Origin of the sequence: Burkholderia sp. AcTa6-5 (assembly GCF_017815075.1) — a bacterium.
GTDB classification, from domain to species: Bacteria; Pseudomonadota; Gammaproteobacteria; order Burkholderiales; family Burkholderiaceae; genus Burkholderia; species Burkholderia sola.
On record NZ_JAGIQE010000020.1, the window covers coordinates 78,919 to 102,446 of the forward strand.

Annotated in this window: 16 protein-coding genes; 11 read left to right on the top strand and 5 right to left on the bottom strand. The window is 66.7% G+C overall.

What is annotated here, in order from left to right; genetic code table 11:
* Positions 1–37: 37 nt before the first annotated feature.
* On the bottom strand, positions 38–2,143 hold the full coding sequence (locus tag J8I33_RS24525; protein WP_209939320.1) for a M60 family metallopeptidase: 2,106 nt from the start codon (positions 2,141–2,143) through the stop codon (positions 38–40).
* A 670-nt stretch (positions 2,144–2,813) separates the two neighbouring features.
* On the opposite strand from J8I33_RS24525, the gene J8I33_RS24530 reads away from it, so the two are divergent.
* The 9 genes from J8I33_RS24530 to J8I33_RS24570 all read left to right on the top strand — a co-directional run bounded on the left by J8I33_RS24530 (position 2,814) and on the right by J8I33_RS24570 (position 14,735).
* Complete coding sequence (locus J8I33_RS24530) at positions 2,814–3,704, top strand: AraC family transcriptional regulator (RefSeq protein ID WP_209939321.1); 891 nt, start codon at positions 2,814–2,816, stop codon at positions 3,702–3,704.
* Positions 3,705–3,975: 271 nt separating this feature from the next.
* The gene (locus J8I33_RS24535; protein WP_209939337.1) at positions 3,976–5,007 is read left to right on the top strand and encodes a sugar transferase; all 1,032 of its coding nucleotides are present in this window, start codon (positions 3,976–3,978) and stop codon (positions 5,005–5,007) included.
* Between the two features lie 95 nt (positions 5,008–5,102).
* Complete coding sequence (locus J8I33_RS24540) at positions 5,103–6,188, top strand: polysaccharide biosynthesis/export family protein (RefSeq protein WP_209939338.1); 1,086 nt, start codon at positions 5,103–5,105, stop codon at positions 6,186–6,188.
* Positions 6,189–6,249: 61 nt separating this feature from the next.
* On the top strand, positions 6,250–8,481 hold the full coding sequence (locus tag J8I33_RS24545) for a GNVR domain-containing protein (protein ID WP_209939322.1): 2,232 nt from the start codon (positions 6,250–6,252) through the stop codon (positions 8,479–8,481).
* 1,117 nt (positions 8,482–9,598) lie between these two features.
* The gene (locus tag J8I33_RS24550; protein WP_348636024.1) at positions 9,599–10,948 is read left to right on the top strand and encodes a capsular biosynthesis protein; all 1,350 of its coding nucleotides are present in this window, start codon (positions 9,599–9,601) and stop codon (positions 10,946–10,948) included.
* Between the two features lie 4 nt (positions 10,949–10,952).
* Positions 10,953–11,483: a DapH/DapD/GlmU-related protein gene (locus J8I33_RS24555; protein WP_209939323.1), complete on the top strand. Its 531-nt coding sequence runs from the start codon at positions 10,953–10,955 to the stop codon at positions 11,481–11,483.
* Positions 11,480–12,421: a glycosyltransferase family 1 protein gene (locus J8I33_RS24560; protein WP_209939324.1), complete on the top strand. Its 942-nt coding sequence runs from the start codon at positions 11,480–11,482 to the stop codon at positions 12,419–12,421. The genes J8I33_RS24555 and J8I33_RS24560 overlap by 4 nt, the downstream gene beginning before the upstream one ends.
* Entirely contained in the window at positions 12,418–13,641 is a 1,224-nt protein-coding gene (locus J8I33_RS24565; protein ID WP_209939325.1) for an EpsG family protein, read from the top strand. The genes J8I33_RS24560 and J8I33_RS24565 overlap by 4 nt, the downstream gene beginning before the upstream one ends.
* The gene (locus J8I33_RS24570) at positions 13,638–14,735 is read left to right on the top strand and encodes a glycosyltransferase (protein ID WP_209939340.1); all 1,098 of its coding nucleotides are present in this window, start codon (positions 13,638–13,640) and stop codon (positions 14,733–14,735) included. Before J8I33_RS24565 ends, J8I33_RS24570 begins: the two co-directional genes overlap by 4 nt.
* 123 nt (positions 14,736–14,858) lie before the next feature.
* Here J8I33_RS24570 and J8I33_RS24575 read toward each other — a convergent pair whose 3' ends face one another.
* A complete protein-coding gene (locus J8I33_RS24575; RefSeq protein ID WP_209939326.1) occupies positions 14,859–16,268 on the bottom strand; it encodes a discoidin domain-containing protein in 1,410 nt (469 codons plus the stop codon).
* Positions 16,269–16,534: 266 nt separating this feature from the next.
* Here J8I33_RS24575 and J8I33_RS24580 point away from each other — a divergent pair, with 266 nt between their 5' ends.
* Together J8I33_RS24580 and J8I33_RS24585 are read left to right on the top strand one after the other, a co-directional pair.
* On the top strand, positions 16,535–17,971 hold the full coding sequence (locus J8I33_RS24580; RefSeq protein WP_124594752.1) for a PLP-dependent aminotransferase family protein: 1,437 nt from the start codon (positions 16,535–16,537) through the stop codon (positions 17,969–17,971).
* 188 nt (positions 17,972–18,159) lie between these two features.
* Positions 18,160–18,918 (top strand): hypothetical protein, encoded by a 759-nt coding sequence (locus J8I33_RS24585; protein ID WP_124631566.1) that lies wholly within the window; start codon positions 18,160–18,162, stop codon positions 18,916–18,918.
* 130 nt (positions 18,919–19,048) lie between these two features.
* Here J8I33_RS24585 and fdhA read toward each other — a convergent pair whose 3' ends face one another.
* The 3 genes from fdhA to J8I33_RS24600 all read right to left on the bottom strand — a co-directional run bounded on the left by fdhA (position 19,049) and on the right by J8I33_RS24600 (position 23,528).
* Entirely contained in the window at positions 19,049–20,245 is a 1,197-nt protein-coding gene (gene fdhA, locus J8I33_RS24590; protein ID WP_011547090.1) for a formaldehyde dehydrogenase, glutathione-independent, read from the bottom strand.
* 242 nt (positions 20,246–20,487) lie between these two features.
* Positions 20,488–21,678 carry an efflux RND transporter periplasmic adaptor subunit gene (locus J8I33_RS24595; protein ID WP_124638872.1) on the bottom strand — a complete coding sequence of 397 codons (1,191 nt, stop codon included), beginning with the start codon at positions 21,676–21,678 and terminating at the stop codon, positions 20,488–20,490.
* Complete coding sequence (locus J8I33_RS24600; RefSeq protein WP_209939327.1) at positions 21,678–23,528, bottom strand: efflux transporter outer membrane subunit; 1,851 nt, start codon at positions 23,526–23,528, stop codon at positions 21,678–21,680. The genes J8I33_RS24595 and J8I33_RS24600 overlap by 1 nt, the downstream gene beginning before the upstream one ends.

Consider the following 23,528-nt stretch of genomic DNA (forward strand, 5'->3'; position numbering starts at 1 on the left):
GCGCAATACGAACGCATGCTGCGTCTGCCCGGCCGATCTACCGGCGATACCAGCTGCCATCGTAGCTGCCGAGATATTGCCAGTCCGCGTTGCTCGTCCAGTCGACCGGGAAGTAGCCGAAACGGGCATTCAGGAGCTTGAAGTAATCGCGGGTACTGCGATACGGATTGTCGTAGCCGTATATGTCGCCGATCACGCCGGCTCGCGAGTCGCTCCATGTGCGCATTGCCGCCTTGCGCTGCTTCGCGAGCACCGTCAGATCGAACGCACGCGACGGCGAATACGATTCTCCGTAATAGCTGCCGAGGTAGCGCCACGCTGCGTTGCTCGTCGCATCGATCGGGAAATGGCCGTATTCCGGAGCAATCAACCGAAAGTAGTCGCGCGTGACCCGGTACGGATTCGAATACACGTACAGGTCGCCTGCCGTGCCGCGCCGATTGCCGCTCCACTGCCGTAGAACGCCATTGCCGAATGCACCGATCATCATCGCGTCATACAGCGGACTGCCGTCGCCGATGATCTGGATCGAGCCGCCCAGCGTCGTCGCGGCACGGCCGTCGGTGACGGTCACGCGAATCGGCGCGAGCGCGCCGGGCAGCGCATCGACGGGCGCGGTCAGCATGACGCGCGGGCCCGCCGCCGCCGATGCGCGAAAGCCGGACGGAATATCCCACTTATATTGAAGCGGACGGCCGTTCGCGTTGGAGACTTCCGCATCGACGGTAAAACCGCGGCCGCCGATCACGGCCCGCGGCATCACGATGCGTCCCGCCGGCGCCTGTTCGGCAAGCGTGTAGGTGTGCGACACGGCATCGTCCCGGTTGTCCCAGACGGGCTTGTCGAGGAAAGCGAGCTGCAACGCCGCGACGTCCGCGCGTGTCTTCGCATCGACGCGCAAACGCCATTTGTCGAAGAACGGCAACAGGTCGCGTCCCGCCACGCGGCTCGCTTCAACGACGAACGTCCGACGCTTCTGCTGGTCGCTCACCGGCAATTCAGCCGCGGCGAACAACCGGTAACGCTGCGCCAGCCGCGCGTGAAAATCCTGCCCGAACGCAAGATCGAGTTGCCACAGCATCGCCGCGCGCACGAGCGGATCGCGCAGCGCATCGTAATCGCCCTGCGAACCGTCCAGATGCGCACGCACCTTGTCCCACACGCGTTCGACCACGAACTTCGACGGCTGGCCGAGCGCGCGCTGCACATACAGCGGCGTCAGCAGGCTCGCCGCGTCCTGCTGTCCGCTCCACGACATTGCCGGCATCCGATAATGGACGCCCAGTTGCAACCATGGTGTCCAGCCATCGCGCACCAGCTCGTCGACGTTCAACATGGCCCGTGCATCGCTCGTACGCACGCCGAGCCAGTAATCCATCGCCGACGCGTTGCCTGTCGCCGCGTCCGGCAGCGTGACGAAGTGATGACGAAACGGCGTAGCGCTTCCCGGGTACACGTTGCCGCGCACCAGACCGTATTGCTGCTCCGCGAGCGAAACGATCTGATCCCAGCGGTTGAGCAAGCGCTCCGGATCGGCGACATGATCCCGCACCAGCGCGAACGGCATCGTCACGATCATGCTCCTTCCCACGAGTTCCGCGTAGGCTTCGCCCGACGCGCGGTTCAGTATCGCCGGCCAGTCGATCACCCGATCCCGCCCGAGCACGAATCGGGCGATCGGACGCCCGCCGCCAACCAGCCGGACCGCGACGTGGCCCGCGCCGGGCCAACTGCGCGCGACGAAGTAAATCACGCCGCCGCGCTCGACGGTAACGGTATTCAGCCCGGTACGAAGCACGTACCGCTGTCTCGTGACGGCCGGGTCATCGTGGCTCGCGACCGACTCGATCCATACTTCCGGCGGCCGTTCGGGTGGCGGCCCGCAATACGTGACCTGAATCGTCAACGCGGCATCCCGCGGTGCCAAGAAACCCGTTGACTGCACCGGGCTCGTCAGAAACGCGCGCCGTTGTCCGCGCTGCAGTTCGGCGGGATCGCCGTACTGGCGGAGCGCGGGCTCGCATCCGCCCGGGAGCGGCCCGCGCGGCGCGGCGGCCGGAATGGACGAAACGAAAAACGACGTTGCCGCGACGATGGTCACGCACACGGCGCGGCGTGCCCCACGAGATGGATGCTGGTTCATGATCGTTCGACTATCCCCGTAGTGGCCCAAATTCGCGCCGCCAATCAAGCGACGCACCGACGATATTCCACGCCACATGATGATTACCGATTCGATCCATCGGACAATATGAGACAAGTTCGAAATCGATATTTGGTTTCCGCCAAAATTAAATTCATCCACTGTTAACGGCCACAAGACTGGCGCAACCGGCGCCGAACACCCGTCCACTCATCGTTCGACCCGCCCGGAGAAAAATACGTGGCGAGCGAATGCCGTGCTGCTGTCGAATCGTTCGCCGGCTCTCTCGATTACCAGATTGACGAAAATGCGAGCCGGATCATTGCCCGACGCCCGAATTTCTGGCACACGGCCCGTCGGCCAACGACGAGCAGCCGTGCACGCGACAAATTCCGCCATGCACCATTTCATCCCGCAATGACTTTATCCGGCATTTCAACGCGACCCCGCTCATGAAATGAAAATTGGCGTGCGTCAATTTCGAGATAATTCATCTATTAAGTATATGCGACGATTAAGTTATATAGGACCACAAATAAAAAAATACTACCGTTACAAAACAAAATCCGCCATCTTCGTACCCGAAACCGACAAAACGATAAGCAGCCATTGCGTTTCCATGCACGCCGAATATGATCGGCTCGAATTCTAACTAGAGAGGAATGGCGACATGATCGACGATGTCGTTGCCGGCCATCACTACGTTCCGGACGGCAGTCCAAGCGAGGCGGACATGACCGGACAGCGCGCCGGGGTTGGTGCGTTTTTGCGCGAAGGCTTTTCGCTGACACAGGTCGAGGGGTTCTGTCTGACACTGTTGCGGCTCGACGCCGAGGACCCTGCGTCGGCCGGCCGGCCGACGGAGTATGAATTCGTGATGCTCTCGACGACGGGCGGCCCGGTACGCTCATCGTCCGGCATACCGGTATGGACGCAACGGTTGTCGACTCAGGCCAAGCACCTCACGTGCATCGTCGCGTTCGAACCCGTGGACGACGCCTGCATGCCGGGCCGGCCGCGTCCGCCCGTCACCCTGCTCGGTACGCCCGACGCCGCCGACAATACATGCGACGTCGCGCCCCCAACCGGCCCGGCTTTCCATGCGGCAGGCAACGCGCTGGCCGCCCACGACGCCGACAGCGGAAAACGCGATGCATGCATCGGCACACTGCCCACGATCATGGACCGCGGCAGCGCGGCAACGCGCGATGCGAACGTCAGCCGCCGGATCCATCGGTCCGCGAGCTGGCTGCGAGAAAACCACACTAGGCGCATCTCGATCGCGGAGGCCGCGGCGGTCGCCCGGATGAGCGAGCGGAATTTCGTGCGGCGCTTCAAGCAAGAAATTGGCGTCGTGCCGTCGGAATTCGTCCGACGCGTCCGCCTCGACGAAGCCTGCCAGATGCTCACGCATAGCGACCTTCCGGCAGACAAGATCGCCCGGCGCACCGGCTTCAGCCGCGGAAACCAGATGGCAAGGATCTTTCGCCAGTACCTCGAGATGTCACCAACCGAGTATCGGCACACGACGCGCGCGCCCGTCGATTCCGCCGTCCGGTAAGCGCCGAAACGCCGATCGGTCCGGTTCCGCGTCGATCGCGATCGATCGCTGTCCGGCCGATTCGCGAATGCCCGGCGCCGTTTGCCCGGCGCCGGCCCGCGCCGTATCGATCTCCAACGCGATTGCCGCGACCCGCCATGCTCGACGTTGCTTCACGCGGCAGACAGGGTCGCGGTTACCCGGTGATCGGAGCGCACTTCCTGCAGGAGCACAACCGATGGACCCGATCCGTTCTCGCCCTTCCGTCATGCCACGCATCGTCGATCTGTCGATGATCGTTTCCGGCGCCGTCGCGCCCGTCGCCGTCGGCATCGACGCGGAAACCGACGCGTGGGTCGACGGCATGCCAGTCGCGCTCGCGGCGGCATTCTCGCTGTCGGTCTTTCCCGCGTTCGGACTTTACACGCACGATCGGCGACGGTCCGCCGCGCGACTGCTAAGCAGTACCGTCGTCGCATGGGGCGTCGTGCAAGGCTGCTGCGTCGCGCTACTGCTCGCGCTGAATCACGAACGTACGCTGCCGTCGGCGTGGTTCGCGTGCTGGACACTGGCCACCTGTATCGGCCTGCTTACCATACGTGCGCTCGCTCTCGCCGGCTTCGACACTGGTCAGCACCGCACGCCGATCACATCGTCGACGAATCGCGGCCGCGCCATCGCGACGAACGCGGCGCGCGTCCAGCGCGCGTCGCACGTGGGCGGCATCGCAAAACTCGTATTCGACCGGATCGCCGCGACCGTCCTCGTCGTACTGCTCTCGCCCGCGCTTGCCGTCATTGCGATTGCGGTCCGGCTCGATGGCGGCCCGTGCCTGTACGCTCACGTGCGGATCGGGCTCCGCGGGCGCCCCTTCCGGTGCCTGAAATTTCGCACGATGAGGCCGGATGCGGAGCGGCACCTTAAAAGGCTGCTGGAAACCGATCCCCAGGCACGCGCCGAATGGGCGCGCGAATTCAAGCTGAAACGCGACACCCGCATCACGGCGGCCGGACGCATCCTGCGACGCACGAGTCTCGACGAGCTGCCGCAACTCATCAACGTCATACGCGGCGACATGAGCCTCGTCGGCCCGCGCCCGGTCGTCAGCGCGGAGCTGTCGCGCTACGGTTCGGACATTGCGTACTACCTCGCCGTGCGGCCCGGCATGACGGGCCTGTGGCAAATCAGCGGTCGCAACGACATCGGCTACGCATCGCGCGTCGCGCTCGACGTGCGCTACGTGCGCACGTGGTCGATGGGCGGCGATCTGCACATTCTGTTCAAGACCGTAGGTGTGGTAGTTCGCGGCACGGGTGCATATTGATGGCGTCGCCCGCAAGCAAGAACCGACTGCCGTACCGCTCGATCGCGCTGTCGGTCACGAGCGCCGTGCTGGCGGGATGTATCGCCGCGCCGGGCATGCGCATGCAGTTGCCGCCGACGATCGCGGCGAACGCCGCCACCCCGGACGCTTCGGCCACATCGCGCGATCACGTGCCGGCGAACGCGCCCACGCCTGTTCCCGTTGCCGTTCATGACATCGGCGCGGAACTGATTCGCGCCACGCGGCGCGACAGCCGGCGCGCCGCGTCGGACGCCGCGCGCCTGCTGGCCGCCTCGGACGCCGGCTACCGGATCGGCGACGGCGACGTGCTGCAAATCGTCGTATGGGATCATCCGGAACTCGCGCAGGCATTCGGCCCCCACTCGTCGGCGCCGGCACGCCCCGCCGACGCTCCCGGCGGCTTCGTCGTCGATCCCGACGGCACGCTGCAGTTTCCTTATGCCGGCACACTGCACGTGGCGGGACGAACGGTCGGCGACATTCGCGCGCTGCTCGCCGGACGGCTCGCGCAATGGTTCCGCAATCCGCAAGTCACGGTGCGCGTCGCGTCGTTCCGGTCAAAGCGCATCTATGTCGAAGGCGAAGTTCGCGAGCCCGGTTCGTATGCGCTGAACGATACGCGCATGACGCTGCACGATGCGATCGGCCGCGCCGGCGGCTTTTCAGCGCAGGCCGATCAGAGCCGCATCTTCATCGTCCGCGACGGCAATGAGGTGCGGCTCGATTTGTCCGCCGCGGCGCGCCCCGAACTCGATCCGGCTCGCATCGCGATGCAGAACGGCGATCGGCTGCGCATTGCGTCGCGCGACGATGCCGCGGTATTTGTATTGGGCGAGGTCAACAAGCCGGGGCGGGCCGTGCCGTCCCGCAACGGCCGGCTCACGCTCAGCGATGCGCTCGCTCAGGCCGGCAGCATGAACCAGTCGACCGCGGATGCCGCGCAGCTGTACGTCATCCGCGGCTCGTCGCGCGCGACGCCGGACATCTATCGACTCGACGCGACGTCGCCGGTCGCACTGGTACTCGCGAATCAGTTCGAGCTCGAACCGCAGGACATCGTCTACGTCGACGGCGGCGGCCTCGTCCGGATCAATCGCGTGCTGAGCCTGTTGATGCCAGCGATCAACGCGGGATTGACGGCAGCGATCGCAACCAAATGAAGCGCTTACCTGATTCGTATCGCACGACGCGCCGGCCGGTCGCCCAACTGGGAGCGCGACGATGACCGAAACGCGCGACGGCCGTGGCGCCCGGGAGCGGTTTTCCGATGGCACGCGATTCGTCGCGACACTCGAAATGCTGTTCGACCACAGACGGACGATCGCGGCCACGCTATGCGCGTCGCTATTGGCCGGCGCGGCCTACATCGTCGTCGCACCGTCGGTCTATCAGGCGGAAATTCTCGTCCAGATCGTCGACAGCAGCGAGGCGGGGGCCGCGCGCGGCCTGCTGGGCGAAATCTACACACTGTTCGACGTCAAATCGACCGCGGCGGCCGAAACCCAGATTCTGGCCTCCCGCCTCGTCCTGTCCCGCACGGTGGATGCGCTGAACCTGTTCATCGACGCGCGGCCGGAACGCTTCCCGCTCGTCGGCGAATGGATCGCGCGACAGACTGCCGGCCTGTCCGAGCCGGGCATGTTCGGTTACGGCGGCTACACATGGGCGCAGGAACGCATCGACGTCGCCGGGTTCGACATACCGCACGCGTATCTCGACCAGCGCTTCACCCTGACGCGGCTCGGTGCGGATCGCTATCGGGTCGCCGGCCCCGGGCTGCCCGCACCCGTCCACGGGCGGATCGGGCGATCTGAACGATTTCCGGTTCAGGGCGGCGAGATCGTGCTGCACGTCGCCTCGCTCGATGCGCGCGCCGGTGCCCGCTTCATGCTGGCGCGCCATTCGCGCACCCGCACCATCGAACGGCTGCGCGCCGATTTGAACGCCTGGGAAAAGGTCAAGCAATCGGATGTCATCTTCGTGACGCTGCGCGGCACCGATCCGGTGCTCGTCACGCGAATACTGAACGAGATCGGTCGCCAGTATGTCGCGCTGAACACCGAGCAGCGGGCGCTCGAGGCGGCCCGCTCGCTGTCGTTCCTCGAGCGGCAGGAGCCGTTCCTGAAAGCACAACTGACCGAATCCGAAGCGCGCCTTACCGCGCTGCGCAACCAGCAGGGAAGCGTCGATCTCGCCGAGGAAGCGAGGATCGCGCTGATCCACGCGGCCGACGACGCGTCGCGCCTGATCGAGCTCCGGCAACGCCGCGAAACGCTGTTGTCGCGCTACGCGCCCGGTCATGCTGACGTACTCGCCATCGATCGCCAACTCTCGGTTCTCGATCGCGATCGAAGGCGGGCCGAGGAAAAAATCCGGCGCCTGCCCGATCTTCAGCAGCAGGTGCTGCGCCGCATGCTCGACGTCAATGTCAATACCAACCTCTACACCGCACTGCTGAACAATATTCAGCAGCTCCAGCTGGTGCGCGCGGGCAAAATCGGCAACGTACGCGTCGTCGATGTCGCGGACGTACCCGAGGAGCCGATCGGTCCGAGAAAGAAGCTGATCGTCATCGCATCGGCGCTGTTTGGCCTCGTCGCGGGCTGCGCGGGCACGATCGCCGGCGCGCTGCTGCGCCGCGGCGTGACCGACCCGCGGGCGATCGAGCATCGCGTCGGTGTCCGCGTGCTGGTCAGCGTGCCGTTCAGTGCGTGCGCGCCAGCGTTCGCGGGCGCCGCCGGACATGCACCGGCATGCCGTGCGATCGAGCGCGACGACGATCCGGCGATCGACAGCCTGCGCGCGTTGCGCGTAATGCTCGAGCATCTCCGCCCTGGGCCGGGGCATCGCATCGTCGCCGTGACCGACGCCGCCGAACGCGCCGGCGCGCGCTTCGTCGTCATGCGTCTCGCACGGATCTACGCGGCGGTGGCGGCCCGTGTGCTGGTGCTCGACGGCGACATACGCAGCGGCGGCCTGAGCCGCGCGTGCGGTCATGGCCGTGCGCCCGGACTGTCGGAGATCGCCGCCGATGGCCGCATGCCGACGGATATCGTGATTCGCGACGTCGTGAACGGCATCGACTTGCTGACGGCGGGCACGACCGGCGGTCATGCGGCCGACCGGTTGACGAGCCGGCCGGTCTGGCAGCGCATCGCGGCATTCGCACGCGACTACGACGCCGTGCTGATCGCATGCGGCCCGGCGCTCACCGCACCGGATGCCGCGGCACTCGCCAGCGTCGCGGACACGACGCTGCTCGTCGCGCACGCCGGGCGCACGACGCTGAATCAACTGGAAGACGCGGTCGACCGATTGACGTCGAGCGGCGCGAACATCGGCGGCATCGTCCTGAACGGCGTCCACCCGCGCATGCCGCACAAGCGGCCCGACGTCACGCCCGCCCCGCACGTTCGCGCCGCACGCGCCCGATACCGCGAACCGAAGTCATGACATCTCGCGCCCCTTCCCGCATCGGCGCCGTGGTATCGGCCGCCACCACGGCAACCGGATCGCAGTTCCGGGAATCGGCGATTTCCATCGCGGGCTCGGTCGTCGCACAGGCCGCGTTTTTCGCGTACCTCACGTACGTCGCGCGCAATTATGGCCCGGACGTCCTCGGAGCATTCAACTTCCAGCTGGCAACCGGCACGCTCGCCGGTACGTTGCTGACGCTACGCTACGATCTTGCATGCCTGAGCCACGATCCGCGGCGCTCGTTCGAAGCGCTCGTGACCCTCGTCGCATTCGCCGCCTGCGTCGCGGGCTGCTGGTTCGCGATGTCGTACGTTGCCGGATATCCCGCATCCGCGGCGCTGATCGCGTTCGCGCTGACAGTCAACCTGCAGCTCGCGGCGAACGGATATCTCGGCAGCCTGCGCGGTTATGCGTGGATAGCCGCGGCGAAGATCGCCGTCAATGCGCTGGCTGTCGTCGCGTTGTTCGCACTGCCGAAAGCTGACCTTGATACACGGCCCGATCCGTTCGACCTCTACGTGCTGACGGGCATTCTGGTCGCATTCGTCATGCTGGCGGCGATTTTCCGGCATGGCCGGCGGTGCGGTTATCCGTTTCGTATCGACACGGGATTCTTCCGCACGCATCGCCGCTTCCCCACCTATATCCTGCCCGCCACGCTGTGCGCGGCCGTGCTGACCCATGTAATGTCGATCACGGTTCCGATGTGGTTTTCGGCGGAGGAAGCCGGCCAATTCGCCGCGGCCTGGCGGTTCGGTTTCTTTCCCGTTTCATTGATCGGCGCCGCACTCGGACAGGTCTTTCGCCGCGACGCGCTTGCCGCGATCGCGTGCGCCGATGCCGGTCGCACGTTGCGCATGGCCTACGTGCGCCACGCCCGCGTGCTGTTCGCGATCGCGCTGTTCTATGCATTGGGCGCAGCCACCCTGTTCCGCCCGCTCGTCCTGCGGTGCATCGGAGAATCATGGCTGCCCGCGGCGGATCTTCAGTTCCGCCTCATTCCCCTATTCGCGCTGCAGATCGTCTACGTGCCGTTATCGCAAATATTTCTCGCCGTTCGCGCGCAGCGCGCGGATTTTCTGTTTCAGCTTTCGTGCGGCGCCGTGTTGATCTGCACGCTGCTGGTCGCCCACCGGCATGCGTTGTCGCTCGCCTCGAGCCTGAGCCTGTTCTCGCTTTCCGGCACCGCGATGATGGCGCTCGGCATCGCACTGACGCACCGATACGCAACGATTCCCGACGGAGGACAACAATGAGACTGCTCGTAGTGGATTCGATGCAGCGCTATCGCTTCATGATCCGGCTTGCCGCGGCGGCGCGCGACGAATTCCCGATCGCGTTCGCCACCAGCGAACCGCTCGCGCATTTTCTGATTCTGCGAGCCGGTTTCCGTTCCGTTTACCTGCGTTCGGATCGCCGGACCGTCGCCCTCGCCGACGACTCGGACTGGCGCTGCGACGATGCGATCGAAGTACTCAACGGCCGGGTTTCTTCCGAACGCGCGGGGCGCGAATCGGCCGGCATCGTCAGAACCATCGCCACGCTGCTCGCGACCGAACGTATCGCGCAATGCGTGATGTGGAATGGTCAGCAACTCGTGTGCCGGGCGATCGCCCACGTCTGTGCCGAACGCCGCGTGCCGATGAAATTCCTCGAGATCTCGAACTTGCCCGACAAGCTGTTCGCCGATACGCTCGGCGTCAACGCCCGTTCGTCGATCGCACGCTGCCCGTCAGCACTCGACCATCTCCCGCTTCCGGACGAACACCAGCATCGCGACTGGCTCGCGCGCTACGAGCGCGACAAGGCTCGCCCGCTGCCGCAAGCGGGCACCTCACTGCACGCAATCCTGCAATCCACGGTGAACTACGGCATGAAACTGGCCACGCGCGGCGTCGGGCGCAACGCCCCGGACGCGATCGCCACGCGTCCGGCAACGGTCGACGCCAGACATACCATCGCGCCGGACGCCGACGAACTCGCCGCGCGGCGCTACGTGTTCCTCCCGCTTCAGGTGTCGGACGATACGCAGCTGAAACTGCATTCGGAGGTGGACAATCTGGAGGCAATCGACATTGCGCTGCGTTACGCCGCCCATGCGGATGCGGCGCTGATCGTCAAGGTGCATCCGGCCGAACGCAATGCGGCCCTGGTCGATGCCGTGCTCGACCTGAAACGACGTCACGGTTTTTATGTCGCGACCTCGAAAACCGTCGACCTCGTGAAGTACGCCCGCCTCGTCGTCACGATCAACTCGACCGTCGGTCTCGAAGCGATGTTGTACGGCAAGCGCGTCGTGCCGCTCGGGCGCTGCTTCTACCGATCGTTCGATCGCGATCGGCTGCTGCGCTACATCCATGCATTCCTGATCGACGGCGTCGATTATTTCGGCGCCCGCGCCATTCCGGCACAGGCCGCACGCCGCATTCTTTCGCTGGATTGATGACATGTCGACCACGCTTCGCACCACCGTCGGCACCATGGTCGACGAGTACCGCCGGAATCGCTTCGTCAAGACGCGCTGCATCGTCCTGTTCTTCCGGGTCGCGCATTATCTTGCATGCCGCAACACCGCGACTCGTATCGCCGGTGCGCCGCTCATCGCGCTTTACGTCGTGCTGTGCGACTGGCTGATGGGCGTCGAGATCCCGGTCAAGACCCGCATCGGCCGCGGCCTCACGCTCTTTCACGGCACGGGGCTCGTCGTCAACGGATTCTGCGTGATCGGCGAGCGCTGTGTGCTCAGGCACGGCGTCACGATCGGCAATACGCTGCGCGCGGACGGGTCGACGAGCGGTGTGCCGATCGTCGGCGACGACGTCGAATTCGGCGCGAACAGCATTGTGCTCGGCCATGTCCGGATCGGCAGCGGCGCGAAAATCGGCGCCGGCGCGGTGGTCGTTTGTGACGTTCCGGACGGCGGCGTCGCGATCGGCGTACCCGCACGCGTGATCGTGCATCGGGAATCGGCACGATGAAAATCTACATCCTGCATCCGGGCCGTGCGCACTACCCGGAAATCGATGCGTACACCATGTACTTCACCGCACGCGGCTTCAAGGTCGCATCCGGATGTCCCGACGATCACGCGCGGCTCGCCGCGCCGGGCGACTGGATCCTCTGGTGCATCATGGGCTTCTATCCGCGCGCGCTGCGCGCCCGCCTCGTGATTCACGATTACCGATCGTTGTCGATCGGCCGGCTGGCGCTGGTGAAGGACTGGATCAAGCGCCATCGGCAGCCCACGCCTGATCTGCGCATCTTTCAGAACGAACGACTCCGCGACACGCTCGCGTTTCGCGATGGCGCGCCGGCATGTCTGTTGCCGATGGGCGTCCCGGACTGGATCTTCGCGCTCGCGCACGAACCGATTCCCGCGGGACCTGCCGGCCGCTTCTGCTATATCGGCGAGATGAGCGTCGAGCGCCGCTTCGACGACGTCCTGCGCGCGTATCAACAGTACCGTCGCTCGCCCGCGGACACGCTCGTGCTCGTCGGCGAACCGGATCCGCGCATCCGCGCCCGGTTCGCGAACGTTTCGGGCATTACGTTCGCCGGCCGCTTGCCCCAGCGCGACGCGCTTTGTGTGGTCGCGCGCTCGGACTATGCCGTGTGCTATTTCCCGACACATCGTCCGCACTGCTATCAGACGCCGACCAAACTGCTCGAGTACGCGGCGCTCGGCAAGCGCATTCTCTGCAACGGTTCGGCGACCCACGCCACGCTGTCGCGGTTGCTTGGCATCCGCTGCCATATGGCAGGCAATGCGATATTCGACGATCTGCCCGCGTCTCTCCCTTCGATTCAGCCGAACGACCCCGCGCGTCTTCGGCATATGGCCTGGCCCACGGTCATCGATGCGTCCGGCGTCGCCGAATGGCTCCAATCATCCGCCGCGCGCCGGAGCAGGCAATGAGGCACGGTACGGCGTCGACGTTCAACGCCGTCGTGCTCGCATGGACGGCCGGCGCATGTATCGCGGTGCTGTGGTTGCCGTTCTGGGCGTTCTCCGGCTACTTGCTGATTCTGACGCTCGTCGGCTGCGATCGGGACCCGGCCCGGCCGGCGGTCGCCGTACTGTGCGTCGCGGCGCTCGTCGTTCTCGGCCCGCTCGTGGCGCTGAAGCTGCCGATACCGACGCTCGGCAACGACAAGCCGCAGTATCTCGGCTTCATGGCCGACATGCGCGCATTCGGCGTCGGCCTGTTCCTCGCCAAACAGCCAGAGCTGCTGTCGTTCGCGTCGCTTCACGCCGCGGCGACGCTGTTCGGCATCAACGATCGCGCATTTCTCGCGCTGTTCGACGTTTACTTCGGGCTGCTGCTGATCGCCGTGTGGCAAGCCGGATATCGGGCGCTGCCGCTCTTCGTGCTGCTGTTCCTGTCGGCTTCGTCGTTTTTCGGCACGTACGCGAACCTGATTCGACAGGCGATGGCGCTGCCGTTCATTTTTCTGATGATATCGTCGCGTGGCCGGGTGGCGGCCGCCTGCCACGCGACGTTGGCCGGCCTCGCACATCTTCCCGCGCTGGCGGTCGCCGTGCCGTACGTGCTGCTGTGCAGCGTCGGGCGCCCGACAGCACCTGTCGGGGTGGCGGCGGGCGTGCTCGCGATAGTCGCGTCGGGCCGCGACTGGAGCGCGCTTGTCTCGCCCGACAAGGCGGATTCGTATTTGTCCGGCAAGATCGGCCTGTACACGTCGTGGGAAAGCGGCAACACGCTCAACGTGACGCTTTTCGCATGCATGCTCTACGCGCTGTGCTGGGCATTGTGGCAATGCAACCGGCCGCGGCCGGCGGCGGCGGATCGTCGAACGATCGACACCACGCAGCGTTACCTGCTCGCACTCACCGTTGCGGCGGTCGCGCTCGTCGCCACCCGGCACATGACGAAGGTCTACGAGCGCGTCTATATCTATTTCTTCGTGATCGCGCTGATGACGCTGTCGCTCATCGTGTCGCAGATCCGCCGTGGACCGTTCAAGGCGTTCGTGCTGTGCGGCGCGCTCGGCTATGGTGCATACGGCTTCGCAAAGAATCTCGACAACCAGCCGTTGCTGTTTCGGGGGGACGTCCACGCGTACCTCACATCGAACCTGTTCAATCTGTACCACGATCTCATGATGGAATTCGAATGAAAATCGTCCAGATCGTCGAGTCGAGCGCGACCGGCACGCTATCGATCGTCCGGCTGATCGCGAACCGCTTCGCCTCGCGAGGACACGACGTGCATGTCATCTACTCGCGCCGCGCGGAGACGCCCGCCGCACTGCACGCGCTGTTCGACCGGCGCGTGGCGCTGCACCGCGTGCAAATGGCGAGCATGCGCGACCTGACGTCGATCGTGACGTTGCGGCGCATGCTCATCCGACTGCAACCGGACGTCGTCCATCTGCACTCGTCCCGCGCGGGATTTCTCGGCCGTATCGCCGCACTGGGCGCGCTTGGCGAGACGCGATTGCTTTACAGCCCCCATTGCATCGCGTTCATGCGCCGCGATCTGTCGGTGGCAACGCGGCATCTTTTCGTGATGCTCGAGCGCATCGCGTCGGTCAGGCGCTGCCTGTACGTTGCGTGCTCGGCCAGCGAGCAACACGCGATCCGGTCGTGCCTCATGCAGCCGGTCGAACTGCTGGAGAACGCAAGCGGCTATCGGGCGGCACCGTTACATCGCCGCGCCGCGACCGACGCGTGCGAGATCGTGACGGTCGGCGGCATCCGCCCACAAAAAAATCCGGGCCTGTTCGCCGACATCGCGAGGCGCATGCGGGGCTCGCGCGTCCATTTCACGTGGATCGGCGACGGCGAGCCGGCCCTCAGGCTTCGGCTCGCGGCGGCCGGCGTGCGCGTCACCGGCTGGCTCGCGCACGACGCCGTCGCGACGCAGCTGGCCAGCGCCGACATTTATCTGTCGACGTCGTCGTGGGAAGGCATGCCGATCGCGGTGATCGAGGCCATGGCATGCGGTCTTCCCGTCGTCGCGACGCGCTGTGCCGGCAATGTCGACGTCGTCGATCCGGCCCGCACGGGCGAACTGTTCGATACTGCCGACGAAGCCATCTCGCTGCTCGCACGGCTTGCCGGTGATCCGCGCGCGCGCGAAGCGATCGGCGCCTCCGCTCGCCGCGCGGCCCGCGTGCGGTTCGGCGACGCGCGATTTTTCCGACAGCTCGACGCGCTTTACAACGGACGGACCGCGTCGGACGCGACCGACGAGTCGCCGCCCGGCTGATGTGTCGACGCCGTACCGTCTCGTTGGCGGCCCCGCACCTGCATGTGCTGCTCAGGCCGCCGTCCGGCTCGGCGAACTGGTTCGACGGCATGCGGTCCGCTTTCTCTTTCGCTTCGCCAGTGCTTACGATCCCCACACCTGCATTTCATCGAGCGAATACCCCCATTGCGTCGCCCGCTTCGTGCCAACCATCCGTACGTAACGGCCGTGCCCGTTCAGGTTCGGCAGCGTGACGTGACCATACGACACGCCATTGCTCGTCGAATAGATCGTCGTCCAGTTCGCATTGTCGTTCGACGTCTGGATCTGGTAGACGAGTGCGCCCGCATCCCAATACAGATCGATGCTGCTGATGGTCTTCGTCGCGCCGAGATCGACGGAGATCCATTGCGGATCGACGCCAGTGCCTTCCGGCGAATCCCAGCGCGTGCTCGTCGTGTTGCCGTCGAATGCCTTGTCCGGCGTGAGCGATGCGTTGTAGCTTGCCGACGCCGCGGCCGGCCGCCCCTGCGACAGCAGCGTGCGTGCCGCGGCCGCGCCGCCGTAGTAGTTCGCGCCGAGCTTCGCCTTCGTCGCATCGGCATTCACGCCGAACTGCGACAGGCTCCAGCGCTGGCCGGTCGTCACGTCGCCGACGTAGAGCTGATAACCACCGGCCGTCGTCGACGAGAAGAACAGATAGTTCGTATCACTGACGGGCGCCGGGTCCGAGTTGTTGCTCATGCAGTCGTTGAGCGCCAGCGCGCTCGGCGTCGAGGCCGGGTCCGCCGTCTTCGCATAGATCTGGTCGGCCCCGCCGCTGTCCTTCCAGCGCGCGTAGTACACCATGCCGTCCGCGCGCACGGTCGGGTAGTACGTCTGCAGCCCGGCCGGACGATCGAACACGGCGGTCGCGCCGGTCGCGATCGTGCGCTTCATCAGCCCCATGTTCGAGCCGGTGCCGGTCGCGTAGTACACGGCGCTCGCGTCCGGCGCGAGGAACGGCATCGAGTATTCGGCGCCGGCCGGCGCGTTCGTCAGGCTCACGACCGACGTGAACACCGGGCCCGCGCTCGTGTACGACAGCGTCGCCTGCTTGATGTCGCCGTTCTGCTTGAACACGAGCGTCTTGCCGTCCGTGCTGAACTTCGGGTCTTCGTTGCGCGTGGCGCCCGTGCTGTTCGTCATGTTGACGGGCGGCGTGCCGGCGCCGAGCTGCAGCATGAACACGTTCCATGCGCCGTTGCGGATGCCCATGAACGCGAGCCACTTGCCGTCGGGGCTGAACACGCCGTTCATCGGATCGGTGATGCCCCACGCGCTCTTGCTGAGTTGCGTCAGCGTACGGGCCGAGAAATCGTAGAGGAACAACTGGCTCGTGCCGTCGCCGTACTTGACGTAGCTGTGATAGACGAGTTTGCCGGTCAGCGCGGCGGGGAACGTCGCGTTCGGCTGGGCGGCGGGATTGTTGACGCAGGCTGCGGCGGCCACGCCGCTGAACAGATTGAGGGCAATGCCGGCCGCGAGGCCCGCGACGAGGGTCTTCAATGTCACGCTGGATACTTCCGGGTAAGGTAAGGACGCCGCAGAAAATGACTCGCGCGACACGCGCGGGCGTCACGGATTCGCGGTCGGGCAGCGTGAATTCCGTATCGGTCGGACAGCGGGAACAAAGCTTGCGAGAGGATGCCCGTTTGTCAGACGAAAGAACAGGATCAGAGCGCCGATAAAACATACGGATCAGCGATGTGGGGCGCGCTTGCACGTGACGGCTGCCGTACTACTCTTTGTCATCGAGGTCGATGGCCGGGAGAACGCGCATGAAGCGCTATGCGGTGCTGGCACAGACGATCGCCGACGCGATCCGGCGCGGCGATCTGGCGCCCGGCGCGCGCATCCCCACCGTGCGGGCCGCATGCCGCGCGCATCGCGTGAGTCCTTCCACGGTGTTTCGTGCGTACTACGCGCTCGAAAGCGAGGGCCTGATCGTCGCGCGGGCGCGCTCCGGCTATTTCGTTGCGAACGTCGCGGACAAGCACGTGCGGTTCGCGCGCGATCCGCCGCGCAAGCCGGGCGCCGCGCAAAACGACGCCGCGCAACCCGGCGACGACGATGCGCTGTTCCGTCTGCTCGACTCGCTCAAATGCGACGACATCGTGCCGCTCGGCTCGGCATTCGCGAGCTATTCGCTGTTCCCGATGAGCAGCCTGTGGCGCCAGGTCGCGTCGGCCGCGCGCCACATGGACCGCACGAAACTGCTCGAAGGCTTGCCGCCCGGCAACGAAGCGCTGCGCCGTCAGATCGCGTTGCGCTACCTGAACGCGGGCGCGTCGCTGCCGCTCGAGGAAATCGTCATCACGACAGGCGCGACCGAAGCGCTGACGCTCAGCCTGCAGGCGCTGACGCGCCCGGGCGACATCGTCGCGATCGAACGGCCGGCCTTCCACGCGGTGCTGCAGGCCGTTCAGAGCCTGCATCTGAAAGCGGTCGAGATTCCGGTCGACCCGCGCACGGGCCTCGACCTCGACGCGCTCGCCGAGGCGCTCGACACGCATCCGGTGCGCGCGTGCTGGTTCATGACGTCGTTCCACAACCCGACCGGCGCGACGCTGACCGACGAGCGCAAGCGCGCGCTGATCGACCTGCTCGCGTCCCGCGGCGTGCCGCTGATCGAGGACGACGTGTATGGCGAATTGCAGTTCGGCACGGCGCCCACGCGCCCCGCGAAACTGTATGACGACAGCGGGCTCGTCCTGCATTGCGGATCGTTCTCGAAATGTCTCGCGCCCGGATTCCGGATCGGCTGGGTCGCGGCAGGCCGCTTCGTCCGGCAGATCCGCAAGGCCAAAGGCGCGAGCGCGCCGGCCGCCGACGTACCCGCGCAGATGGCGATTTCGAGCTACCTGCGCGACGGCGCATACGACCGCTTCCTGCGCAAGCTGCGCCGCAATCTCGCCGCGCACCAGGCGCAGATGCTGTCGGCCGTACGCGCGTACTTTCCGGCTGACACCGAAGTGTTCGCGCCACGCGGCGGATATTTTCTATGGATTGAACTGCCGCCGCACATGGATGCGATGCACCTGTTCGACGATGCGATGGAGAACGGCGTGAGCATTGCACCCGGACCGATCTTCTCCACGACCGGCGGCTTCCGCCGCTATTTGCGACTCAATTACGGGCGGCCGTGGACACCGGCGGTCGAGCGCGCGCTGGAGACGCTCGGCACGCTCGCGGCCCGACAGCGGCACGGCGGCTAAGACGAAACGCACGGAGCGGAATGCGCGACATGCGCCTTGCGTTTCGTGCGCGAACGACCAAGAATGAAGCAGCAGGCAGACGTGGACGAACGGGTTCCACCCGTCCGATGTTATGGAGAATCCCATGAGCACCGCATGCGAACGACCGCCGATCTCTAGCCCGACGATCGCGCCCGTCGGTCGCTGACATGCGTGTCCTGCCTAGCCGCAGCGTCCGCGCGCGCGATGCCTGGCGTGCCGTGCTGAATGCGCGCGCCGAATCGCGGCACGCAACGTGCTGCCGCTGCCGCGAATGCGGCTTCGTGGCGTTCCGCGCGCTCGAGCACTGCCCCGTCTGCGGTCAATGGAACGGGCCGTTCGAACCGATCCGACACACGTCGGCCGATGCGCACGCCGCCCATGCGCCGCGATCGTTTCACACGTGGTCGTCACGCATCGCCCGCTCGATGCGCAACGCGGCTTTCCAGCGGCCGCGCGCGTCGAGCGCGCCGATCCTGAGCATCCTTACGCTCGTGCTGCTGGTCGGCGGCTACGTGGCGGTCGACCAGACCTGCAAGGCCGATCCCGTTTGTCGCGGATCCGGTGCGCCGGCCGCCGTCGCGACCGAAACCATGCTGCCCGCGTCGAACGATCCGTTGCTGCCGGTCGTGCCGGCACCCGTCTACCCGTTTCATTCGCCCGATGAAACGCAAGTGGCGGCCAGTCTGCCACCAGGCGCCCCACTCGCAGCCCAACCTGCTCGCAAGATGGCCATTGCACAAGCCGCGCCATCGTTGCGCCCGCCTGACCGGACGCGCGCCGGCGCGGTCCGCGTGGCCGACTGGAAAGGCAGCCGCGACACCGCCCATCGCACGCGTGCGATCCGCCGCGTCAGCGTGCACACCGGGCGCACACGTCGCGCCGCGGCCAGCAACGCCGAACTCGCGAAGCTCTATCGCGGCCACTGAGCGTGACCCGGGCTCGGGCTCAGCGGTCGTCGCGTTGCACTGCCGTCATCGTCGCTCCCGCAACGAAAAAAACGGGCGGCCCGTTTCCGGAACCGCCCGCTTCGTGTGGTGCGCGTCGAACGCTAGCGCATCACGCCGCCAGCAACCCGTGCGGGTCGATGACGAATTTGCGCGGCGCGCCGCCGTCGAACTTCTTGTAGCCTTCCGGCGCCTGGTCGAGCGAGATCACTTCGACGTTGACGATCTTCGCGATCGGCAGCCGGTCGAACAGGATCGCCTGCATCAGGTTGCGGTTGTACTTCAGCACCGGCGTCTGGCCCGTGAAGAACGAATGCGACTTCGCCCAGCCGAGGCCGAAGCGGATGCTCAGGCTGCCGTGCTGCGCGGCCTTGTCCTTCGCGCCCGGATCGTCCGTCACGTACAGGCCCGGGATGCCGATCGCGCCGGCCGGGCGCGTGATTTCCATCAGCGAGTTCAGTACCGTCGCGGGCGCTTCCTCCGAATGGCCCGACGAGCCGTGGCCGTGCGCCTCGAAGCCGACGCAGTCGACCGCGCAATCGATCTCGGGCACGCCGAGAATCTGCTCGATCTGCTCGCCGAGCGACGCGTCCTTCGACAGGTCGACCGTCTCGAAGCCCATCGCCCGCGCATGCGCGAGGCGTTCCGCGTTCATGTCGCCGACGATCGTCACGGCCGCGCCGAGCAGGCGCGCCGAGGCGGCCGCCGCCATCCCGACCGGGCCCGCGCCCGCGATGTAGACCGTCGAGCCGGGCTTCACGCCCGCGCTCACCGCACCGTGATAACCGGTCGGCAGAATGTCGGACAGGCAGGTCAGGTCGCGGATCTTCGCCATCGCCTGGTCGCGATCCGGGAATTTCAGCAGGTTGAAATCGGCATACGGCACGAGCACGTATTCGGCCTGGCCGCCGATCCAGCCGCCCATGTCGACATAGCCGTACGCGCCGCCCGCACGCGACGGATTCACGTTCAGGCACACGCCCGTATGCGTGTCCTTGCACATCGCGCAGCGGCCGCACGCAACGTTGAACGGCACCGACACGAGATCGCCGAGCTTCAGCGTCTCGACGTCGCGGCCCACTTCGACCACTTCGCCGGTGATCTCGTGACCGAGCACGAGGCCGACCGGCGCGGTCGTCCGGCCGCGCACCATGTGCTGGTCGGAGCCGCAGATGTTCGTGCTGACCACTTTCAGGATTACGCCGTGGCCGATCGCGCGGCCGCTCGGGTCGACCATCTTCGGATAATCGATTTTCTGGACTTCGACCTGGCCCGGCCCAAGATAGACGACACCTCGATTGCTGCTCATCGTATTGTCTCCATGTCTCGTTGGATGGCGCCGCGGCGCGCCGGCGCCATGCGGCGCACGCGCAACGTGCTGTTCGAGAGTAGTCCGGGAGGCAGGGGCGCCGATGTCTCAAACGCGACATGCGTTTGATCGGCGCCGACATCGATGGCGGAAATACGAAAGTCGGGCGGGAATCTACCGGGCGCGAGACACACAGGGGCCGGACCGGCCGTTGCTGCCGGCCGCGCCCCGACCGGCAGCCGCTACCCGCCCTGATTCTCGCGGATGATCGCGGCGGCGGCCGCTTCCGCGTCGCCCGCGACGCCGTCGTGCACGCGCGTGCTGACGGCGGGCGTCGGCGGCTCGCTGTCGAGCGCGTGGCCGTTGCGGTCGTGCGTGTCGACCGTCGCGCGCATCGACAGCCCGACGCGCAGCGGATGCGCGGCGAGATCGCGCGGATCGAGCGCGATCACGACCGGCACGCGCTGCACGACCTTGATCCAGTTGCCGGCCGCGTTCTGCGACGGCAGCATCGAGAACGCGCTGCCCGTGCCGGCCGAGAAGCCCTGCACGCGGCCGCGATAGGCGATGCGCGAGCCGTAGAGATCCGACACGACCTCGACCGGCTGACCGACGCGCATGTGGCGGATCTGCCCTTCCTTGAAATTCGCGTCGATCCACAGCCGGTTGAGCTGCACGATCGACATCAGCGGCACGCCGGGCCCGACCTGCTGGCCGACCTGCACCGAGCGCTGCCCGATCGTGCCGTCGACGGGCGCGACGATCGTCGTGCGTTTCAGGTTCCGGTACGCAAGCTTGAACTGCGCGGCCGCCTGCATGACGGCCGGGCTTTCGTCGACAGGCAGCTTGCTGCCGAGCGCGCGCGCCGCATCGAGCTGCGCCTGCGCGGCCGCGAGGTTCGCCTGCGCGCCGGCCACCGCCGCGCGTGCCCGCGCCAGTTCTTCCGGCGCGACGATCTCGACCGATGCGCCCGAACGCGCGGCGAGCGCGCGCTGCGCGAGCGACAGGTCGGCTCGCCGCGCATTCACGGCCTCGACGTACATCGTGTTCGAAATCCTCGCGTTCGCGACCTGGCGCACGGCCTGCGCGAGCTGCGCCTTCGCCTGCGCGAATGCGACGGACGCCTCGGTGTCGTCGAGCTTCACGAGCGTCTGCCCCGCGCGCACGGCCTGCGTGTCGGCAACCACCACGTCGGTCACCGCGCCCGGGATCTGCGCGGCGACCTGAACGATGCTGCCCGCGACGTATGCGTCGTCGGTGTCTTCGTAGTACCGGTCGCTCAACAGCCAGTACGCGATCCACGCAATCGCGGCCAGCAGCACGATCGCGAAGAACACGGTGAAGCGCTTGCGGCGCGTCGCGCGGCGCGCGTCGAGGGCCGGATCGTTCAGCGCGGCCGGCGGCGCGGCGGAATGAAGGTTGTCGTGGTGCATCAGTCGCTTTGCGTAACGATCAGACGATCGTGCTGGAAGACGGGAATCGCGGGCGTCGACGCCGAGCCCGGCATCGGGCTCGCCGAGGCCGTGCGCGCGAGAACGGGCGTGCTGCGCGGCATCGCGTCGGGGCGGGAGGCACCGACCGTGGACGGGCGCGCGGGGTCGTCGCGTCGGACGGATTCGGGCGCGGACGCGGCCCGCGTCGTGGCAGCGGCCGGCGACATTGCCGTGCGCCCCGCTTGCGAGTCGTTCGACGGGCCCGCCACCGCAGCCCGGTTCGCGGCCATGGCAACGGCCGCCCCGCGCCTGGCCGCCCCACTATGCGCCCGCTGCACGGCCGGCGTCTGCGCCTGCGCGACCGTTGCGCCCGCATCGAACCCGCCGCCCAGCGCGCCGATCAACCCGACGCGCAATGTCCGCTGCTTGCCGAGCAGCGCGATCATCTGCGCGCGCTCGTCGATCAGCGTGAGATCCGCGACATCGACGTCCTTCTGCATCAGCACGCCGCGTCGATGCCGATCGGTCGCGATCTGCACGATCTTCTGCGCGGCCGCGACCGCGTCCTGCTGCTGCGCGACGAGCGTCTGCGACGTCTGCAGCGACGTGACGAGCTGCGCGACCTGCCCGAGCGCGTCGTCGACGGTCTTGTTGTACAGCCCGATCGCGACGTCGGCCTGCGCGACGTCCGCGCCGAGCTTCGCCTTCAGCCGGCCGCGGTCGAAGATCGGCAGCGAGATCGCGGGGCCGACGGAGCCCGCGAGCGAATCGCGCGAGAACAGCGACGCGGGCGTCAACGCGAACACGCCGCCGAGCGCGACGAGGTTCACGTCCGGATAGAACTGCGCACGCGTCGAGTCGGCATTCGCGAACGCGGCCTCGACCCGCAGCCGCGCGGCGACGATGTCGGGCCGGCGGCCGAGCAGGTCGGCCGGCAGCCGGGCGGGCACCGCGCCGCCCGCGAACGCGCCGACGCGCGGCCGCTGCAGCGCGAGCCCGCGCTCCGGGCCACGGCCCGACAGCACGCCGAGTTGCAGTTGCGCGAGCTTGATCTGCTCGTCGTTCAACGCGATCTGCTCGAGCAGTCGACTGCGCTTGATCGACGCGTCGCTCGCATCGTACGCGTTGTCGAGGCCGCGCGCGGTACGCTCGCGCAGCACCGCCGTCACGCGCTGGCTGATCTTCAGCTTCTGCTGCAACAGGTCGCGCACCGCGTACGCCTGGTCGAGCTGGCAATACACGGTGACGATCGCGACGGCGAGCGTGAGCCGTACCTGTTCGGCCTCGACGCCGGCCGCGTCGCGCAGCGACATCAGGCTCTTCGTCGCCGCGCGGTTCTTGCCCCACAGGTCGAGCTGATAGTTCAGCCCGACGAAGATCGACGACGGCGATACGTTCGGATCGCCGAAAATCTGCACCGGCACGCGATAGCCGCCGGCCGTGACGTCGGCGATGTCGTCGGGCTTCGGCATCCGTGCCCGGCTGATCGTCGCGCCGGCCGTGCCGGTCAAACCGGTCAGCGAATCGAACTGCTGAAGCTGCGCCTGCGCGATCCGCAGCCGCGCCTGTGCGACCTGCAGATCGGGGCTGTGCTGCGACGCCTCCGCGATCAGGTCGTCGAGCTGCGGGTCCTGCAACTGCTTCACCCAGTCGGGCGCCGGCCACGCGCCGTTCGCGCCGGGGCCGGCCGTCCGTGCGAGCGCATCGTCGGCCGGCGCGCGCAGCGACAGCGACGGCAGGAAGCCCGACGGCACGCATCCGCCCAACGCGAACAGCATGGCCGCCGCCGCGACCATCGAGCCGCCCTTCGCGCCACGCGCCGAACCTGCCGCTTTCGTCGAACGCCGCAT

Excerpts from the sequence above, each read along its gene's own strand:
- J8I33_RS24530 (WP_209939321.1), top strand. The coding sequence starts at position 2,814 with ATGATCGACGATGTCGTTGCCGGCCATCACTACGTTCCGGACGGCAGT.
- J8I33_RS24595 (WP_124638872.1), bottom strand. The coding sequence starts at position 21,678 with ATGCACCACGACAACCTTCATTCCGCCGCGCCGCCGGCCGCGCTGAAC.
- fdhA (WP_011547090.1), bottom strand. The coding sequence starts at position 20,245 with ATGAGCAGCAATCGAGGTGTCGTCTATCTTGGGCCGGGCCAGGTCGAA.
- J8I33_RS24545 (WP_209939322.1), top strand. The coding sequence starts at position 6,250 with ATGACCGAAACGCGCGACGGCCGTGGCGCCCGGGAGCGGTTTTCCGAT.
- J8I33_RS24540 (WP_209939338.1), top strand. The coding sequence starts at position 5,103 with ATGCGCATGCAGTTGCCGCCGACGATCGCGGCGAACGCCGCCACCCCG.
- J8I33_RS24580 (WP_124594752.1), top strand. The coding sequence starts at position 16,535 with ATGAAGCGCTATGCGGTGCTGGCACAGACGATCGCCGACGCGATCCGG.
- J8I33_RS24555 (WP_209939323.1), top strand. The coding sequence starts at position 10,953 with ATGTCGACCACGCTTCGCACCACCGTCGGCACCATGGTCGACGAGTAC.
- J8I33_RS24570 (WP_209939340.1), top strand. The coding sequence starts at position 13,638 with ATGAAAATCGTCCAGATCGTCGAGTCGAGCGCGACCGGCACGCTATCG.
- J8I33_RS24585 (WP_124631566.1), top strand. The coding sequence starts at position 18,160 with ATGCGTGTCCTGCCTAGCCGCAGCGTCCGCGCGCGCGATGCCTGGCGT.
- J8I33_RS24525 (WP_209939320.1), bottom strand. The coding sequence starts at position 2,143 with ATGAACCAGCATCCATCTCGTGGGGCACGCCGCGCCGTGTGCGTGACC.
- J8I33_RS24565 (WP_209939325.1), top strand. The coding sequence starts at position 12,418 with ATGAGGCACGGTACGGCGTCGACGTTCAACGCCGTCGTGCTCGCATGG.
- J8I33_RS24560 (WP_209939324.1), top strand. The coding sequence starts at position 11,480 with ATGAAAATCTACATCCTGCATCCGGGCCGTGCGCACTACCCGGAAATC.
- J8I33_RS24600 (WP_209939327.1), bottom strand. The coding sequence starts at position 23,528 with ATGCGGCGTTCGACGAAAGCGGCAGGTTCGGCGCGTGGCGCGAAGGGC.
- J8I33_RS24535 (WP_209939337.1), top strand. The coding sequence starts at position 3,976 with ATGATCGTTTCCGGCGCCGTCGCGCCCGTCGCCGTCGGCATCGACGCG.